This is a genomic window from Serpentinimonas sp. SSL01 (genome assembly GCF_056323735.1).
Genome location: NZ_CM150487.1, coordinates 117450 through 134253, shown reverse-complemented (window position 1 = coordinate 134253; position 16804 = coordinate 117450). Strand labels below are relative to the sequence as shown.

At 66.7% G+C, this 16804-nt stretch carries 18 protein-coding genes; 9 read left to right on the top strand and 9 right to left on the bottom strand.

What is annotated here, in order from left to right:
* Positions 1-32: 32 nt before the first annotated feature.
* Genes ACVMK0_RS00670 through ACVMK0_RS00660 form a run of 3 tightly spaced genes read left to right on the top strand, consistent with a single transcriptional unit; the run spans position 33 to position 3170 of the window.
* Positions 33-1076 carry a type IV pilus twitching motility protein PilT gene (locus ACVMK0_RS00670; RefSeq protein ID WP_045534322.1) on the top strand — a complete coding sequence of 348 codons (1044 nt, stop codon included), beginning with the start codon at positions 33-35 and terminating at the stop codon, positions 1074-1076.
* Positions 1077-1124: 48 nt separating this feature from the next.
* Positions 1125-2261 carry a PilT/PilU family type 4a pilus ATPase gene (locus ACVMK0_RS00665; protein ID WP_476463957.1) on the top strand — a complete coding sequence of 379 codons (1137 nt, stop codon included), beginning with the start codon at positions 1125-1127 and terminating at the stop codon, positions 2259-2261.
* A gap of 6 nt (positions 2262-2267) precedes the next feature.
* Positions 2268-3170 (top strand): NAD(P)-dependent oxidoreductase, encoded by a 903-nt coding sequence (locus tag ACVMK0_RS00660; protein WP_476463956.1) that lies wholly within the window; start codon positions 2268-2270, stop codon positions 3168-3170.
* Between the two features lie 63 nt (positions 3171-3233).
* On the opposite strand, the gene ACVMK0_RS00655 is transcribed toward ACVMK0_RS00660, so the two are convergent.
* Together ACVMK0_RS00655 and ACVMK0_RS00650 are read right to left on the bottom strand one after the other, a co-directional pair.
* On the bottom strand, positions 3234-3905 hold the full coding sequence (locus ACVMK0_RS00655; protein WP_250960706.1) for a BON domain-containing protein: 672 nt from the start codon (positions 3903-3905) through the stop codon (positions 3234-3236).
* A gap of 110 nt (positions 3906-4015) precedes the next feature.
* On the bottom strand, positions 4016-4507 hold the full coding sequence (locus ACVMK0_RS00650; protein WP_476463955.1) for a YraN family protein: 492 nt from the start codon (positions 4505-4507) through the stop codon (positions 4016-4018).
* Here ACVMK0_RS00650 and rsmI point away from each other — a divergent pair.
* A complete protein-coding gene (gene rsmI / locus ACVMK0_RS00645; protein WP_476463954.1) occupies positions 4506-5456 on the top strand; it encodes a 16S rRNA (cytidine(1402)-2'-O)-methyltransferase in 951 nt (316 codons plus the stop codon). The genes ACVMK0_RS00650 and rsmI overlap by 2 nt on opposite strands.
* A gap of 78 nt (positions 5457-5534) precedes the next feature.
* On the opposite strand, the gene ACVMK0_RS00640 is transcribed toward rsmI, so the two are convergent.
* Positions 5535-5924 carry a hypothetical protein gene (locus ACVMK0_RS00640; RefSeq protein WP_476463953.1) on the bottom strand — a complete coding sequence of 130 codons (390 nt, stop codon included), beginning with the start codon at positions 5922-5924 and terminating at the stop codon, positions 5535-5537.
* 141 nt (positions 5925-6065) lie between these two features.
* Here ACVMK0_RS00640 and ACVMK0_RS00635 point away from each other — a divergent pair, with 141 nt between their 5' ends.
* Both ACVMK0_RS00635 and ACVMK0_RS00630 read left to right on the top strand, forming a co-directional pair.
* A complete protein-coding gene (locus ACVMK0_RS00635; RefSeq protein ID WP_476463952.1) occupies positions 6066-6686 on the top strand; it encodes a DUF502 domain-containing protein in 621 nt (206 codons plus the stop codon).
* Positions 6683-9355, top strand: coding sequence for a bifunctional acetate--CoA ligase family protein/GNAT family N-acetyltransferase (locus tag ACVMK0_RS00630; protein ID WP_476463951.1), 2673 nt, complete (start codon positions 6683-6685; stop codon positions 9353-9355). Before ACVMK0_RS00635 ends, ACVMK0_RS00630 begins: the two co-directional genes overlap by 4 nt.
* 86 nt (positions 9356-9441) lie before the next feature.
* Here the strand turns inward: ACVMK0_RS00630 and ACVMK0_RS00625 are convergent, their stop codons facing one another.
* Entirely contained in the window at positions 9442-9909 is a 468-nt protein-coding gene (locus ACVMK0_RS00625) for a CopD family protein (protein WP_045534307.1), read from the bottom strand.
* A 285-nt stretch (positions 9910-10194) separates the two neighbouring features.
* Between ACVMK0_RS00625 and ACVMK0_RS00620 the strand changes: the two genes are divergently transcribed.
* Together ACVMK0_RS00620 and ACVMK0_RS00615 are read left to right on the top strand one after the other, a co-directional pair.
* Positions 10195-10749 carry a phasin family protein gene (locus ACVMK0_RS00620; protein ID WP_045534302.1) on the top strand — a complete coding sequence of 185 codons (555 nt, stop codon included), beginning with the start codon at positions 10195-10197 and terminating at the stop codon, positions 10747-10749.
* Between the two features lie 239 nt (positions 10750-10988).
* Complete coding sequence (locus ACVMK0_RS00615; RefSeq protein ID WP_045534301.1) at positions 10989-11840, top strand: 3-hydroxybutyryl-CoA dehydrogenase; 852 nt, start codon at positions 10989-10991, stop codon at positions 11838-11840.
* Here ACVMK0_RS00615 and moaC read toward each other — a convergent pair.
* Positions 11834-12346 (bottom strand): cyclic pyranopterin monophosphate synthase MoaC, encoded by a 513-nt coding sequence (moaC, locus tag ACVMK0_RS00610; protein WP_045534300.1) that lies wholly within the window; start codon positions 12344-12346, stop codon positions 11834-11836. The two genes, ACVMK0_RS00615 and moaC, sit on opposite strands and share 7 nt — an antisense overlap.
* A gap of 91 nt (positions 12347-12437) precedes the next feature.
* On the opposite strand from moaC, the gene ACVMK0_RS00605 reads away from it, so the two are divergent.
* Positions 12438-14033 (top strand): M48 family metalloprotease, encoded by a 1596-nt coding sequence (locus ACVMK0_RS00605; protein ID WP_476463950.1) that lies wholly within the window; start codon positions 12438-12440, stop codon positions 14031-14033.
* Here the strand turns inward: ACVMK0_RS00605 and mobA are convergent, their stop codons facing one another.
* Genes mobA through ACVMK0_RS00585 form a run of 4 tightly spaced genes read right to left on the bottom strand, consistent with a single transcriptional unit; the run spans position 14034 to position 16786 of the window.
* Positions 14034-14756: a molybdenum cofactor guanylyltransferase MobA gene (gene mobA, locus ACVMK0_RS00600; RefSeq protein WP_045534297.1), complete on the bottom strand. Its 723-nt coding sequence runs from the start codon at positions 14754-14756 to the stop codon at positions 14034-14036.
* A gap of 9 nt (positions 14757-14765) precedes the next feature.
* The gene (locus tag ACVMK0_RS00595) at positions 14766-15386 is read right to left on the bottom strand and encodes a nitroreductase family protein (RefSeq protein WP_476463949.1); all 621 of its coding nucleotides are present in this window, start codon (positions 15384-15386) and stop codon (positions 14766-14768) included.
* A gap of 60 nt (positions 15387-15446) precedes the next feature.
* Entirely contained in the window at positions 15447-15785 is a 339-nt protein-coding gene (locus tag ACVMK0_RS00590; protein ID WP_476463948.1) for a P-II family nitrogen regulator, read from the bottom strand.
* Positions 15782-16786, bottom strand: a complete 1005-nt coding sequence (locus tag ACVMK0_RS00585; RefSeq protein ID WP_045534291.1) for a sodium-dependent bicarbonate transport family permease — start codon at positions 16784-16786, stop codon at positions 15782-15784. The genes ACVMK0_RS00590 and ACVMK0_RS00585 overlap by 4 nt, the downstream gene beginning before the upstream one ends.
* Positions 16787-16804: the final 18 nt, after the last annotated feature.

Sequence of the window (16804 nt, the reverse complement as noted above, 5' to 3'; positions counted from 1 at the left end):
ATGTTGTGGTCATATCAAATTTGGACGAGTCGATGGACATCACCCAGCTGCTGGCCTTCAGCCACAAAAACAAAGCCTCAGACTTGCACCTGTCGTCTGGCCTGCCGCCGATGATACGGGTGCACGGCGACGTGCGCCGCCTCAACGTCGAGCCGCTCGAACACAAGCAGGTGCACGCCATGGTCTATGACATCATGAACGACGCCCAGCGCAAGCACTACGAGGAGTTCCTCGAGGTCGATTTCTCGTTCGAAATCGAGGGCTTGGCGCGCTTTCGTGTCAACGCCTTCAACCAAAAGCGCGGCGCGGCGGCGGTGTTTCGCACCATTCCATCCAAAATCCTCTCGCTCGAAGACCTCAACTGCCCCAAAATTTTTGCCGACCTCGCGCTCAAGCCGCGCGGCTTGGTGCTGGTCACGGGCCCGACCGGTTCCGGCAAATCGACCACCCTGGCGGCGATGGTCAACCACCGCAACGAAAACGACTACGGCCACATCCTGACGATCGAAGACCCGATCGAGTTCGTGCACGAATCCAAAAAAAGCCTGATCAACCAACGCGAAGTCAGCACCATGACGCTGAGCTTTGCGGCGGCGCTGCGCTCGGCCCTGCGCGAAGACCCCGACGTGGTGCTGGTGGGCGAGATGCGCGACCTCGAGACCATCCGCTTGGCCATGACCGCCGCCGAAACCGGACACTTGGTGTTTGGCACCCTGCACACCTCGAGCGCGGCCAAGACCATCGACCGCATCATCGACGTCTTCCCGCCCGAAGAAAAAGAGATGGTGCGCGCCATGCTGTCGGAGTCGCTGGTGGCCGTGATCTCGCAGACCCTGCTCAAAACCGCCGACGGCAACGGCCGCGTGGCCGCGCACGAGATCATGATGGGCACGCCGGCGATCCGCAACCTGATCCGCGAAAACAAGGTGGCGCAGATGTACTCGGCCATCCAGACCGGCAACGGCTTTGGCATGCAGACGCTGGATCAGAGCCTGATGAACCTGGTGCGTGGCAACCGCGTGCACGTGGCAGAGGCCCGTGCCAAAGCCAAAATCCCGGAAAACTTCCCCGGCTGATAACCGCTTAACCCCCAACCCCGCCTAGTCACCCCCAAAGAGGCCGCCATGGAACGCGATCAAGCCAGCCAATTCGTCAACGACCTGCTGCGCCTGCTGGTGAGCCGCAACGGCAGCGATCTGTTTCTCACCGCCGACTTCCCACCGGCGATCAAGGTCGACGGCAAGATCGCCAAGGTCTCGCCGCAGCCGCTTTCGGGCCAGCACACGCAGGCGCTGGTGCGCGCGCTCATGAACGACAAGCAGTCGGCCGAGTTCGAACGCACCATGGAGTGCAACTTTGCCATTTCCCCCGGAGGTATTGGGCGCTTTCGCGTCAACGCCTTTGTGCAGATGGGTAAGGTCGGGCTGGTGATGCGCACCATTCCGGCCAAAATCCCGACCATCGACAGCCTGGGGCTGCCGCAGGTGCTCAAAAACCTGGCGCTGGCCAAACGCGGCATCTGCATCTTGGTGGGCGGCACCGGCTCGGGCAAATCGACCACGCTGGCCGCCATGGTGGACTGGCGCAACGAGCACACGCACGAGCACATCGTGACCATCGAAGACCCGGTGGAGTTCGTGCACCAGCACAAAAACTGCATCGTGACGCAACGCGAAGTGGGGCTCGACACCGACGGCTGGGACGTTGCCCTCAAAAACTCGCTGCGCCAAGCCCCGAACGTGATTTTGATGGGCGAGATCCGCGACCGCGAAACCATGCAGCACGCGATTTCGTTCTCGGAAACCGGGCATTTGTGCTTGGCCACGCTGCACGCCAACAGCGCCAACCAGGCCATGGAGCGCATCATCAACTTCTTCCCCGAAGCGGTGCACGCGCAGATTCTGAAGGACGTCTCGCTCAACCTGCGCGGCATGGTGGCGCAGCGCCTGCTGCCGCGCCAAGACGGCAAGGGCCGCTACGCCGTGGTCGAGATTTTGCTGCACAGCGGCCTGATCGCCGACCAGATCATGAAGGGCGAGATCAACGAGCTCAAGGAAACCATGAAAAAGAGCGTCGAGGTCGGGATGCAGACCTTCGACCAGTCGCTTTTTACGGCCTTCGAAGCCAACTTGATCAGCTTTGAAGAAGCCATCCGCAACGCCGACTCGCAAAACGACCTCAAGCTGCGCATCAAGCTGCAAAGCCAGCGCGCCCGCAACACCGATCTGGGGGCGGGCACCGAACACCTGCAAATCCTCTAAACCACCATGCCCAGTCTGAACCCCAAAATCCACGCCGCTGTGGCGCCGCTCAAGCTGGCCTTCATCGGCTTGGGCGCGATGGGCTTTCCCATGGCCGGCCACCTGGCGCAAGCCGGGCACCAGGTCACGGTCTATAACCGCAACCCCGCCAAGGCGCAGGCCTGGGTGGCCGAGTTCGGTGGCGCCAGCCAGCCCACGCCGCGGCTGGCCGCGCTTGGGGCTGACATGGTGCTGTGCTGCGTGGGCAACGACGCCGACGTGCGCGCGGTGCTGCTGGGCGAGCACGGCGCCATGGCCGGCTTGGCCGCGGGCGCGCTGCTGGTGGACCACACCACCGCCTCGGTCGAGCTGGCGCGCGAGTTCGACGCGCTGGCACGGGCGCGCGGGCTGCATTTTCTCGACGCCCCGGTCTCGGGCGGCCAACTGGGGGCGCAAAACGGGCAACTCACGCTGATGTGCGGCGGCGCACCCGAGGCCTTCGAGCGCGTGCGCCCCACCTTGCAGGCCTACGCCCGCGCCGTGACGCTGATGGGGCCCTGCGGCGCCGGGCAGCTCACCAAAATGGTGAACCAAATCTGCATCGCCGGGCTGCTGCAGGGCTTGAGCGAGGCGGTGGCTTTTGGCCAGCGCGCCGGGCTCGACATGGGGCAGGTGCTCGAGGTCATCGGCCAAGGCGCGGCGCAGAGCTGGCAGCTGCAGCAGCGCGGCCCGACCATGGTGGCCGACCGCTTCGACTTCGGCTTTGCGGTGGACTGGATGCGCAAAGACCTGGGGCTGGTGCTGGCCGAGGCGCAGCGCAACGGCGCCTCGCTGCCGGTGACGGCGCTGGTGGACCAGTTCTACGCCGACGTGCAGCGCATGGGCGGCGGCCGCTGGGACACCTCGAGCCTGGTGCGGCGGCTGCGCTAGAGGCGCTGCGGGGCACGCTTGTTGCCCGCGCCCTTCTGCCTCTGCGCCCTTTCCCTGCGCCCTTTAGTTGCCTGCGGGGGCTCGGGGGGCCGCGTTGGCCGGCGCCGGTGCCGGTGCAATGCGCGCCAGCTCTTCTTCGGTGATGAGCTCGAACACCCGCACCACGCGCTGCACGCCAGCGGTGCGGCGCGCGATCTCGGTAGCCCGGTCGGCTTCGCGCGCCGTCACCCGGCCCAGCAGATAGACGGTGCCGCGCTCTGTGACGATCAAAAACGCATTGGAAGACAGGTCGGCGGCGTCGATCAGGCCGGCGCGCACGCGAGCGCTCACCAGCAGATCGGCCGAGCGCGCGGTGAGCGAAGGCGACCCCATGACGGCCAGCTCATCGACCACCGCCAGCACGTTTTCCACCCCGGCCACCACGCGCAGCGCCAGCGCGCGGTCGGCTTCGGTGGCCACTTCGCCGGTGATGAGCACGCGCCGGTTGTAGCTGGTGACGTTGACGCGGCCGCGGTTGCCGATCTCGGCGCGCAGCCGGCTGGCGGCGCGCATTTCGATGCCTTGGTCTTCGACCATGGCGCCCGAGGTGCGGCGGTCGGTGGCCACCAGCACCGTACCGGCCACCGCGCCGCCCGCGATCAGCGGCGCGCAGGCCGACAGGCCCATCGCCGCCGCCAGCACCAGCGCCGCCACCGCCAACAGCCGTGCGTTGTGCGAACCCTTGTCTAAAGCCATGGCCAAATTCCTTACAGATGAATCAATCCGCCTATGATACCTGTGCGGTGGGCAGCGCCCACCTTGGCCCCGCGCTGCAGGCGTAACCCTTTGTTTGCGGACAGCATCCGTTAAAGGCCGTCGGCGTTGAAGGCGGCGCGCAACCATTCGATTTCCAGCGCCTCGCCTTCGCCTTGCACGGCCACCACATCGAAGCGGCACGGCGGCAGCTGCGCCCAGCGCAGCAAATAATGCCGCGCCGCAAACAGCAGGCGCCGCTGCTTGAGCGCCGAGACCGACGCCGCCGCACCACCGTGGCTGCGCTGGCGGCGCTGACGCACCTCCACAAACACCAGCGTGCCGTCGCGCTCACGCAGAATCAGGTCGATCTCGCCGCCGCCACGCCCCGGCGTGCGAAAATTGCGCACCAGCAGGCGCAAGCCTTGGCGCTGCAGGAAGGCCAGGGCCAGCGCCTCGGCGGCGGCGCCCCGTTCTTTGGTGCTTGGGGCTTTGGTGCTCTGAGCCTTCTGTCCCGTGGCGGCTGGCGCTGGCTTGGCTGGCCTCGGCTTGGTTTCCGCTGCCTTGGTTGCCGCATCGGTGGCCGGTTTAAAGATTTCGTTCATGGTCTCTGTCAACCCCTCGGGCGCACTTGCCCTGCAAGCCGCCCAGGCAGTGGCCGGTGCGCAGCATTATCCGCCTGCCACCCTGTACCTGGTGGCGACCCCGATCGGCAACTTGGCCGACATCAGCCTGCGCGCGCTGCACCTGCTGCAGCAAGTCGATGCCGTGGCCTGCGAAGACACGCGCCACAGCGCCGCGCTGCTGCGTGCCTACGGCATCGAGCGCCCCTTGCTGGCGCTGCATCAGCACAACGAGCGCGAAGCCGCCGCCGCCGTGGTGGCGCGGCTGCAAGCCGGCGCGCGCATCGCCTACGTGAGCGACGCCGGCACCCCCGGCATCAGCGACCCCGGCGCCCGGCTGTGCCAAGCCGTGGCCGCCGCCGGCCTGCGCTGCGTGCCGCTGCCCGGCGCCAGCAGCCTCACCGCCTTGCTCAGCGTGGCCGGCTGGGTCGAGAGCGAGGCGGCGCCGGGTTTTGTTTTCCTCGGCTTTCTGCCCGCCAAGGGGGCGGCGCGCGAGCGCGCACTGCGCCGCTTGGCGCAGCTGCCGCAGGCCGGCGTGCTGCTCGAGGCCCCGCACCGCATCCCGGCGCTGGCGCGCGAACTGGCGGCCTTGGGTGCGCGGTGCCTCACCGTAGGCCGCGAGCTGACCAAGCAGTTCGAGGAGATCGCTACCCTGCCCTGCGCCGACCTGCCCGCTTGGCTGGCGGCCAAGCCGCAGCGCCTGCGCGGCGAATTTGCCCTGCTGCTGCACCCGCCCGAGGCCGCGCCGGCCACCGACCCCGAGGCCGGACCAGATGCCGGCCTAGGTGCCGAGGCGCTGCGCGTGCTCGATCTGCTGCTGCCCGAGCTGCCCCTGAAAACCGCCGTGCGCCTGTGTGCCGAGATCACCGGCGCGCCGCGCAACGCGCTCTACGATGCGGCGCTGCAGCGCCAAGCGCGCCAAGCCAGCTAGGCCAAAGCCCTCTGCGCCCTGCCCTGCGGCCGCACACAGCCCTGAGGGGCCGGCGTGGTGGCGCCCGCGGCCGCTGTGTTATGGGCGCGGGTCGCCGGGGGGCCTGCTTGGGCCGTCGCCGGGCAAGGTCGGATTGGGGGTCTGGCCCTCGCGCACCTCCACATCGCGCGCCTCGACATCGACCACCTCGTCGCCACGCCCAGCGGCAGCGCCGGGGCCGCGGCTGGCCCGCCCACCCCAACCGCGCCCGCGGGCGCGCATCCGCTCCTGCATCTGGCGGCGCAGCAGCTCGGCCGCCAGCGGCACGGCCACGCGCCGCCCGCGCAGCAAGGCCCACAGAGCGCCCAGCAGCAGCAAAGGCAGCGCCACGACCAGCAGCAAAACCCCGATCCCAATCAAAAACAGCCACAGCACCAGGCGCAGCAACGCGCCCAGCAGCCACACCAAGCCATCCAGCAATTTGCCCATATCCCCTTTCTTGGCCGATTGGCCCGTTACCACCCACAGACACCCGACCGCGTGCCATCGACACCGGCTTGCAATCATCGCGCACAATCGGCTCTGCTGCATGAAACTGTCACGCTTGCGGCTTTCAACCGAGCGCCTCACATGGATTCCACCCGCCCGACCGCCCTCGTCAAACGCCTGCCGCAGTACTTTCTGCGCGGCCTGATCACCATTTTGCCGCTGTTGCTCACCGTTTATCTGCTGTTTGCCTTGGTGGCATGGTCGGAGTCGCTGGCTTCCTACCTGATTCGCCCGCTGCTGGGCAGCCTCTACATCCCCGGTTTGGGGCTGCTGGTGGCCATCGGCATCATCATCCTGACCGGCTACCTGATCTCGCGCCAAGACACCTCGCGCCTGCTCAACTGGGTCGAGCTGCCCTTCACCAACATTCCGGTGGTGCGCAGCATCTACAACTCGCTCAAAAGCTTTGCCGACTATTTTTCGCCGCAAAACGCCGGCGAAACGACGCAGCAGGTGGTGATTGTGCGCTGGCCCGAGCAGCCGCTCGAAGTGGTGGGCTTGGTCACGCGCAACCACGTCGCCGGCCTGCCCACCGGTTTTTTGCAGGGCGACCGGGTGGCGGTCTATTTGCCCATGGGCTACATGATCGGCGGCTACACTGTGTTCGTTCCGCGCGCTTGGCTGACACCGATCGACATGAGCGTCGAAGAAGCCATGCGCTCGGCCCTGATCGCTTGGATGCCACCGCGCAAACAACCATGATGACCCGCCATTTGCATGCTTTGTTGGCCCCGCGCAGCGTCGCGGTTTTTGGGGCCTCTGACCGCCCGCAACGCGACGGCACCTCGATCTGGAACCGGCTCGCGGCCGAGTTCAAGGGCACGCTGCACGCTGTCAACCCGCGCCTGCGCCAGCTGGGCGCGCACAAGGTCTGGCACAGCGTGACCGAGCTGCCGCAAACCCCCGACTTGGCCGTGATCTGCACCCCGGCGGCCACCGTGCCCGCCCTGATCGCGGCCTTGGGCGCGCGCGGCTGCAAGGCGGCGGTGGTGGTGAGCACGGGCTTGAGCGCGGCGCAAAAGCAGGCCATGCTGGCCGCTGCCCAGCCCTACGCGCTGCGCATCCTGGGCCCCGACTGCACCGGCCTGCTGGTGCCCCACTTGGGGCTCAACATCAGCTTGGCGCAAGTGGGCGCGCAACCCGGGTCGGTGGCTTTCGTGTCGCAGTCGGCGGCGCTGGTCACCGCCATGATGGACTGGGCCAGTTCGCGCCAGATCGGCTTTTCGCACTTCATTGCCCTGGGCGAGCACGCCGACGTCGATTTTGCCGACGTGCTCGACTACCTCGCCAGCGATGCGCGCACGCGCGCCATCATGCTCTACGTCGAGACGCTGGACGAGCCGCGCAAATTTTTGTCCGCCGCGCGGGTGGCGGCGCGCAACAAACCGCTGATCGTGGTCAAGGGCGGGCGCTCGGGCCAGGGCCAGCAGGCCGCCTCGACGCACAGCGCGGCACTGGCCGGCAGCGACCGCGTCTTTGACGCCGCCGTGTCGCGCGCCGGCATGTTGCGCGTGTTCCGGCTGCAGCACCTGTTCATGGCGGCCGAGCTGCTGGCGCGCTTTCGCGACAACCGCAGCGAACAGCTGATCGTGCTCACCAACGGCGGCGGGGCCGGCGTGCTGGCCGCCGACGCCGCCGACTACGCCCGCGTGCAGCTGGCGCCCCTGAGCCCCGAGCGCATCGCCGAGCTCGACGCGGTGCTGCCCGTCGGCTGGTCGCGCGCCAACCCGGTGGACATCGGCGGCGATGCGCCACCGCAGCGCTACCTCGACGCCCTGCGCATCCTGCTGCGCGAGCGCGACTGCGCCGTGCTGCTGGTGCACGCCCCCACCGGCCACGTGCCCAGCCTCGACATCGCCCAGGCGCTGCTGCCGCTGGCGAGCGAAAAACCGGTGCGCGTGCTTGGCTGCTGGCTGGGCACGCAGGCCGTAGCCGAGGCCAGCGCGCTGTTTCGTGCTGCCGGCATCCCCGACTACGACACCCCGGAAGACGCGGTGCGCGCCTTCGCCTCGCTGCGCCTGCACCGGCACCACCAGATCGACCTGATGGAGACCCCGCCCGCTGCGCCGCTGCACAGCCGCATGGACTTGCCCGGCATCCGCGAACTGGTCGAGTTCGTGCTGGCCGACGGGCGCGAGTGGCTCACCGAGCCCGAAACCAAAGAACTGCTCAAACGCGCCGGCTTGCCGGTCACGCCCACCCGGGTCGTGCCCCCCGAACCCGAGGCGGCCGTCTATGCTGCCGGCACGCTGGGCTTTCCGGTGGCGCTCAAGATTTTGTCGCACGACATCACGCACAAGTCCGATGTCGGTGGCGTGCGCCTGAACCTGCACAACGCCGCCGAAGTGGAGCAAGCGGCGCGCTCGATGCTCGAGCGCGTGTTGCAACTCCTGCCGCAGGCGCGCATCGAAGGCTTCACCGTGCAGCCCATGGTGCGGCGCCAGCACGCGCATGAGCTGATCATCGGTGCGCGCATCGACCCGCTGTTTGGCCCGGTGATGGTGTTCGGGCAAGGCGGCGTCGCCGTCGAGGTGCTGTCGGACCGCTCGGTGGCGCTGCCGCCGCTCAACGGCAAGCTGGCGCGCTCGCTGGTCGAGCGCACCCGCGTGGCGCGGCTGCTGCAGGGCTACCGCAACGTGCCCGCGGCCAAGCTGGAGGCGCTCATCGACGCCCTGGTGGCGGTGTCGCAGCTGCTGGCCGAGGTGCCCGAAATCGCCGAACTCGACATCAACCCGCTGCTGCTCAACCCCGAGGGCGCGCTGGTGCTCGATGCGCGGCTGCGCCTGAGCCGCGAGCGCCCGGCCGGAGCGGCCAACTTTGCCATCCGACCCTACCCGCTCGAGCTGATCGAAACCCTGCCCTTTGCCGACGGCCGCACGCTCACGCTGCGCCCGATCCGGCCCGAGGACGAGGGGCTGCTGGAGCGCTTTTTTGAGCAACTCGACCCCGAAGACATCCGCCTGCGCCTGTTCTACAGCCGGCGCAGCTTCGAGCACAGCGAGTTGGCGCGCATGACGCAGATCGACTACGAGCGCGAGATGGCCTTCATCGCCACCCTGCCCCTGCCCGACGGCAGCGAGGAGATGATCGGCGACGTGCGCGGCCTAGGCGACCCCGACAACCTCGAGGCCGAATTCGGCGTGCTGGTGCGCTCCGACATGAAGGGGCACCGGCTGGGTTGGATTCTGATGGACAAACTGATCCGCTACCTGCGCGCCCACGGCACCCAGCGCATCGTGGGCGCGGTGCTGCGCGAAAACGACGGCATGCTGGGGCTGGGGCGCAAGCTCGGCTTTCACATCAGCGTGCACCCCGAAGACCCGGATCTGCGCCACCTCGAGCTGCCGCTGCAGACCGCCCAACGCGCCTAAAGCCAGACGCTCTGAGGGCACGTTGCGGGTGGGTTCTGGAGGCGGCTGGTTGTAGCCTGCTGCCCAAGGGGCAGCGGGTTCAGCGCTTAGTTGAGCAGCGTAAAGCCGACGATGAACACGCCGATGGCCAAGTTCACCAGCACCCAAGTGCGCACTTTGTCCATCACCGCCGCGGCGGCTGGCCAGTCTTTGGCTTGCACCGCTTTGTCGCAGCGCTTAAAGAGGGCAAAGCGGATGTGGCCGACGATCAGCAGCATCAGAACGCCCAAAGTAGACATCACTTTCCAGTCCAGCGGCATGGTGAAGCTGCCCCCGCCCTCGGAAGCGGCGCGCGCCACGTTGCCGATCATCCACAACCCGGTAAACAGCGCGACCAGCGACACCGCCACCACCGCGTTGGCAAAGCGCCGCATGACCTCGTGCATGATCGGCAGGCGCACCGACGGTTCGAGCGTGGCCAGCGCCGGGCGCAAGAAGAACATGGCAAACACCATGCCGCCCAGCCAAACGATGATGGCCAGCAGGTGCACGGTTTTGAGGGAGGCGTAGAGCATAAAGATCCTGTGAGGTTGAGGTTGAGAGGCTGCGATTCGACACCGCCCAGCGGCAGAGTTCCCTTTGACTGTGGCACAAGCCGGTCGGGCACGTGCTCTGAGGGTTTTTGGGGGTTTTTGTTGCACCGCAACAAAAAAGACTTGCAAAGCGCGCCACAGCCCCTATACTTCGTTTCATGTTGCAGCGCAGCAAATCCGGGCTGACACGGTTTTGAAGCAAACGCGCGCTACAGTTTTCGAACTGTCAGATCTTTTGCCCTCACCCTTTTTTTAAGGAACCCTGCCATGTTGACCGTTGAACAAATCCTCGCCGCCCAAAAAGCCCAAGTCTCCACCCTGTTTGATCTGAGCAGCAAGGCGCTGGCCAGCGTCGAGCGCCTGAACGAGCTGAACCTGCAAGCCGCCCGCGCTTCGCTGTCGGAAAGCGCCAGCCACGCCCAAGCCGTGCTGGGTGCCAAAGACCTGCAAGACGTGGTCGCCCTGCAAAGCGCCGCCCTGCAACCCTTGGCCGAGAAAGCCGCTTCCTACAGCCGCCACCTGTACGAAATCGCCACCGGCATGGGCGCCGAGCTGAGCAAAGTCGCCGAAGCCCAAGCCTCGGACGCGCAAAAGCAGTTCGTCGCCGCCGTGGACAGCGCCGTGAAAAACGCGCCCCAGGGTTCGGAGTCGGCCGTGGCTGCCGTGAAAAGCGCCGTCTCGACCGCCAGCGCCGCCATGGAATTGGTGCAAAAAGGCGTCAAGCAAGCCACCGAGCTGGCCGAAGCCAACTTCAACGCCGTCACCAGCACCGCTGCTGCCAGCGCCAAACCGGCTGCCCGTTCCAGCAAATCGGCTGCCTGATCTATCGGTTGCCTGATCGGTACCGATCTGCTCCCCACCTAGGCCGGATGATTTCCGTGCTTTGGTGAGGTGGCCCCAAAGCCCCGAGTGCGTCACCGCCCTCGGGGCTTTGGCTTTGGGCGCGCGGCATGGCGCCAAAGGGACGCGCTGGCGCCACCGAATTGTCATGCTCGGGGAGCGCGCAACGGCATAATGACCCTGTTCCCATCAGCCTTATCCAACCCTTCAGGAGAGCACACATGAGCGAAATCCACACCGTCGGCATCCTTGGCGCCGGCACCATGGGCCACGGCATCGCGCAGGTCTGCGCGCTCAACGGCGTCGCGGTCGTGATGGTTGACATCAACGCCGCTGCGGTGCAAAAAGGCTTGGCCGCCGTCACCAGCAACCTCGATCGCTTGCTGAAAAAAGAAAAAATCAGCGCCGCCGACAAAGACGCCGCGCTGGCGCGCATCCAGGTCGGCACCGACTACGCCGCGCTGCAAGGGGCGCAACTGGTGATCGAAGCCGCCACCGAAAACCTCGAGCTCAAGCTCAGCATCCTGCGCCAGCTCGACGCGCTGCTGCCGGCCGAAACCGTGGTCGCCACCAACACCAGCTCGATCAGCATCACCCAGCTGGCGGCCTTGAGCGGGCGGCCCGAGCGCTTCATCGGCATGCACTTTTTCAACCCGGTGCCGATGATGGCGCTGGTCGAGCTCATCCGTGGCCTGCAGACCAGCGACGCCACCCATGCCGCCGTGCATGCGCTCGCGCTCAAGCTCGGCAAAACGCCGATCACGGTCAAAAACGCGCCCGGTTTTGTCGTCAACCGGGTGCTGATCCCGATGATCAACGAGGCCTTTTTTGTGCTCGCCGAAGGGCTGGCCAGCGCCGAAGACATCGACTCGGGCATGAAACTGGGCTGCAACCACCCCATTGGGCCACTGGCGCTGGCCGACCTGATCGGGCTCGACGTCTGCTTGGCGGTGATGAACGTCTTTGTGTCCGAGTTCAACGACAGCAAATACCGCCCCTGCCCGCTGCTCAAAGAACTGGTGGCCGCCGGCCGCTTGGGCCGCAAGAGCGGGCGCGGCGTGTTTAGCTACTGAACCTCTGCGGCGGGCCGGTCTGGGGCCCGGTAGTCGCCCGAGCGCCCGCCGGCTTTGTGCAGCAGGCGCACGCCGGTGATCTCCATGCCCCGGTCCACCGCCTTGCACATGTCGTAGATCGTCAGCAGCGCCACTTGCACGGCAGTGAGCGCTTCCATCTCGACCCCGGTCGGCCCCACCGTCTCGGCGCGGGCGGTGCAGCGCACGGCCGGCCCTTCGGCCAAGAGCTCGAAATCGAGCCCGACGTGGCTCAGCGCCACCGGGTGGCACAGTGGGATGAGATCGCTGGTTTTTTTGGCCGCCATGATGCCGGCCAGCCGCGCCACGCCCAACACATCGCCTTTTTTCGCGCTGCCGGCCTCGATCAACCCCAAGGTGGCCGCTTCGAGCCGGATCAGGCCCTGAGCCACCGCCACGCGGTGGCTGGCCGGCTTGGCCCCCACATCGACCATGTGGGCTTGGCCTTGGGAGTCGAAATGGGTTAAATGGGTTGATGGCTCGGACATGTTCTGGCGGCAAGAGGGGTGGTGGAGGGGCCTGGAGGGCTGGCGACGACGGATGGAGCGCACTTTTGCGCCATGCTGGCATCATACGGCCATGAGAACGAACCTGTTGCAACGCTGCCGCCCATGGTTGTTGGTCTTGGGGCTGGCGGTGCTGGTGCTGCCTGCAGCCACGCTACCCACTGCGGCGGCCACCCCCAATTTGCCCGCCTTGGGCGGCGCCAGCGCGCTGTCGTTGGCGCAGGAGCGGCGCTTGGGCGACGAAATCGCGCGCTCGCTCTACCGCAGCCCCGACTTCATCGACGACCCGCTGCTGCACGACTACCTGCAAAGCATTTGGCAGCCGCTGATGCAAGCGGCCCAGCGCCGCGGCGAAGTCTCGCCCGAGCTGGCCGAGCGCTTTGCCTGGGAGCTGCTGTTAAGCCGCGAGCGCAGTGTCAACGCCTTTGCCCTGCCGGGTGGCTACTTGGGCCTGCACTTGGGGCTGCTGGCCATCAGCACCAGCGCCGACGAAATCGCCGCCGTGCTGGCGCACGAGCTGGCGCATGTGTCGCAGCGCCACATCGCGCGCCGCATCGAGCACGGCCAGCAGCAAACGCCGTGGGTGATCGGGGCCATGATTTTGGGTGCGCTGGCCGCCAACGCCGCGCGCAACGCCGACATCGCCAACGCCGCCATGGCCGGCGGGCAAGCGGTGGCGCTGCAAGGTCAGCTCGCGTTTTCGCGCGACATGGAGCGCGAGGCCGACCGCGTGGGGCTGGACATCATGGCCGAAGCCGGCTTCGATGGCCGCGGTTTTGTCACCCTGTTCAGCAAACTGCAAGCCGCTGCGCGGCTCAACGACGGCGGGTCCTTCCCCTACCTGCGCACCCACCCCATGACCGCCGAGCGCAGCGCCGACATCGAAGCACGGTTGCACGATCTGGGGCCGGCGCGCCAAGCCCAAAGCCCGGTACCGGCGCCGGTGCACGCGCTCATGGCGGCGCGGGCGCGTGTGCTGTCTGAAACCGGCAGCGATCGGCTGCAAGCCTTGGCCGCCACCCTGCGCGCGTCCAGCGCTGGGCGGTCAGCCAGCCACTTGCCAACGGCCCTAGAGAATGAGGAACTGGGCCGCCTCTACGCCGCCACCTTGGCTGCGGCGCGGTTGCGCGAACCGGCGCTGGCGCTGCACGGCTTGCAGCGCTTGCAGGCGCTGGCCCCCACCGAACCCGCCACCCAAGAGAAGTTGCGCTGGTTGCAGCTGGAGCTGTTGCTGCTGCTGCCAGCGCAGGCGCTGCCCCTGGCACAACAGCAACAGCTCGGCACCCTGCTGCAAGCCGCGCTGCAATCAGATCGCCGGGCTGCGCTGCTGCTCGGGGCCCAAGCCAGCTTGCAGCACGGCACCGAACTGCAGCGGCTGGCGATCGCGCGCCTTCAAGCGCGCACCAGCTTGCACCCCAACGACGCCTTGGCTTGGCAAACCCTGGCCGGGCTGCATCTGGCGCAGCAGCAGCCCGTGCGCGCCGCCCGCGCCGAAGCCGAGGCCCGGCTGGCCCTGCTCGACGCCCCCGGCGCCCTGGAGCGGTTGCGCGCCGCGCGCCGGTTGGGACAGGCACCGGGTGCCGCCGATCACATCGAGCAGTCGATCATCGATGCGCGGCTGCGCCACGTTGAAGAAGTGGCGCGCTTGCAGGCATTGCCCTGGCAATGATCACCCCGGCGCCGGTTGCGGTGCCATCGGTCGGTCCAACGGGAGGCCGGCCCCCGCGCCGAGCGCGGCCAGCTGCGCCTCCAACTCGCGCAGCTCCTGCGGCGTATTCAGGTTGCGAAAAGCCAGCGGGTTGTCGGTGGGGGCATCGAAGGGCACCACGGCGCAACGCTGCGTGCGCGCCCACGCCTGCACCTTGCCGCCCCCTTGGGCGATGTAATCGAGCAGACTGGGGCGCAGACTGGCGCGCATCAGACAAAAAACCGGTTGCCAGCGCAGGGTTCCGCACTCATCGGGCGCAGCGGCGAGCGCCATGTCGGCCTGTTCCTGCAGCAGGGCGTGGTGCAAGCGCCGCAGCAGATCGAGCGGAAACAACGGCACATCGCAGGGCACCGTGAGCAGCAAAGGCGTGCGGCAGTGCTGCAAACCGGCGGCAAAACCCGCCAACGGGCCGGCAAAATGCCCCACCGGATCCGGCCACACCGGCAGCCCGAAGGCGGCGTAGTCGGCCCATTCGCGGTTGGCATTGATCGCCAGTTGCAGCGGCCCGGCTCCAGCATCGGCGCCATCGGTGACTTGCGCGCGCAAGCGCTGCAGCGCCCACTGCACCAGCGGCACCCCTTGCAAGCGCACCAGCCCCTTGTCCACCCCGCCCATGCGGCTGCCGCGCCCGCCAGCCAGCACCAAGGCCGTCACGGGCCAGTTTGCATCAGAGGCCAAGGTCATTGCGGCGCGTCAGCTTGGAGTCGGCGCAGCCAAGCGGCTAAAGTAAGCGTCCACGGCGGGCCGCTCGCGCACTGCCCGGGGCTGCACCACATGGCCGATGTTGACAAAGCACAGCGCCATTTCATCGTCGGCCAAGCCAAACAAATGCCGCAGCGGGGCCGATTGCAACGCCTGGCCGCTGGTGAGGCTCGAACCCAAGCCCAGCGCGCTGGCTTGCAGCAGCATGTTTTGCAAGGCCGCGCCGGCCGACAACAGGCGCTCGTGATCGGGGATTTGGGGAGTCTCGGCCCCCGCAGCATTCAGGCGCAGCAGCGCCAGCAGCAGCCAAGGCGCGCGCTGCGCTTTGTCGGCGGCCTGCGCCAGTTGCTCGGCGCTGGCTTGGGGGTCGCGCTCCAGCAAGGCCGCCGCAAAAGCCGCCCCCAAGCGCGCGCGCTGCGCCAGCGGCACCTCAATCAGGCGCCACGGCAAAATGCGCCCATGGTCGGGCCCGGCCGCCGCCGCCGCCAAGATCAGCTGCTGCTGCGCCGCGTCGGGCCCCGGCGCGCACAGGCGCCGTGGCGAGGTGCTGTGTCGGCCCTGTATCAGGGCTTGGGCCCAGTGCCCATGGTCGCTGGCGGTGCGGTCTTGCATCGAAGCTGGTTTGGATTTTGTCGCCGTCGCTGGACCGCGCAGGGCACGCTAGGGTGCCCGTCAGAACTGGCTTGTACGCGCCACTTCGACGTCTTCCACGTACGAGATACCGGAGTAGTTGCCGAAATAGGTCGACACCACCCCATCGATGATCTTTTGCGCCACCTCGGGCCTGGCGGTGATGAATTCTATCTTGACGTTGCTAAAAATCTCACCATGCCCACTCAGGGCGTCGGAGCGCACACCGCGGTGCCCTTGTCCGTTGGCGTACACCGCCGTGTAACCGGTGGCCCCGGCTGCCATGGCCAGCGTCACCACCTTGTCGAGCAAAATCTTTTCGGTGACCACCACCACCTTCTTGGCCTTGTTCAGCATTTCTGTACCCAAAATCCTTATCATAGGTCAAAAACCCAGCGCCCGAGGATCAAGAACAAGGGGATGCAGATGGCGATCGCCACCGGCGTGCCGATGCCGGTCGATGAGCCGATGTACGACGACGGGTTGGCCGTGGGGATGCCGGCGCGCAGCGTGGGCGGGCCCGAGATATCGGAACTGGACGCAGCGATGATCGCCAGCAAGATCACGCCCCCGGGGCTGAAACCCACCAGCACGTGCGCCACGTAACCCAAACCAAATGCAATCAAACCGTGCACGATCGGCATCACGAAGGCGTAGGCGATGTACCAATGCGCGACCTTGCGCAATTCGTTCAGGCGCTGATAGGCCTCGATGCCCATGGTGATCATCAACACCGTCAATAGGCCACGAAACAGCAGGTCGTAAAAGCCTTCAAATACCGCCTCGGGGCGCGTAAACAGCCCGATCGCCACACCCAGCAGCATGGCCGACAGCGCTGGGCCTTGCAGGCTTTCTTTGACGATGGGCCAAATCGCCACCCGCTTGGTGGAGCCGTCCTTTTTGCTCAAGTACATATTGGCCAATACGATGGCCAGCACCAGCGCCGGAATATCCATGAACGGATACAAAGCCGGCACCCAGGCTTCGAAATAAATGCCTTCGTCTTCGAGCATAAACATGGCCGCAGCCATGGTGGACGCACTGACGGCGCCAAATAGGCCTGCGGTGGCCAGGGCATCGTCTTTTTTTACGCCATTCATGCGCGCCAAGGTCAACCAACCCAATACCACGATCGTCATGCCGATCACGGCGCTGAACAAGGCCGGCAACAGCATGGCGCCGATGTCGCCGCCGCGTATTTCCATGCCGCCCTGAATGCCGATGCGCATCAGCAGCATGAAAACGCAGAAGCGGTAGATGGCGTCTGGAATATCGAGCTTGCTGCCCAATGCCGCCGCCAACATACCCCCCAGCAAAAACGCCAGCGTGGGGGTTTGGAACTGGGTCAGGAAGGTGTGGAAAAATTCGAGCAAAACATCCATGGACAGCGCCTCACCTCA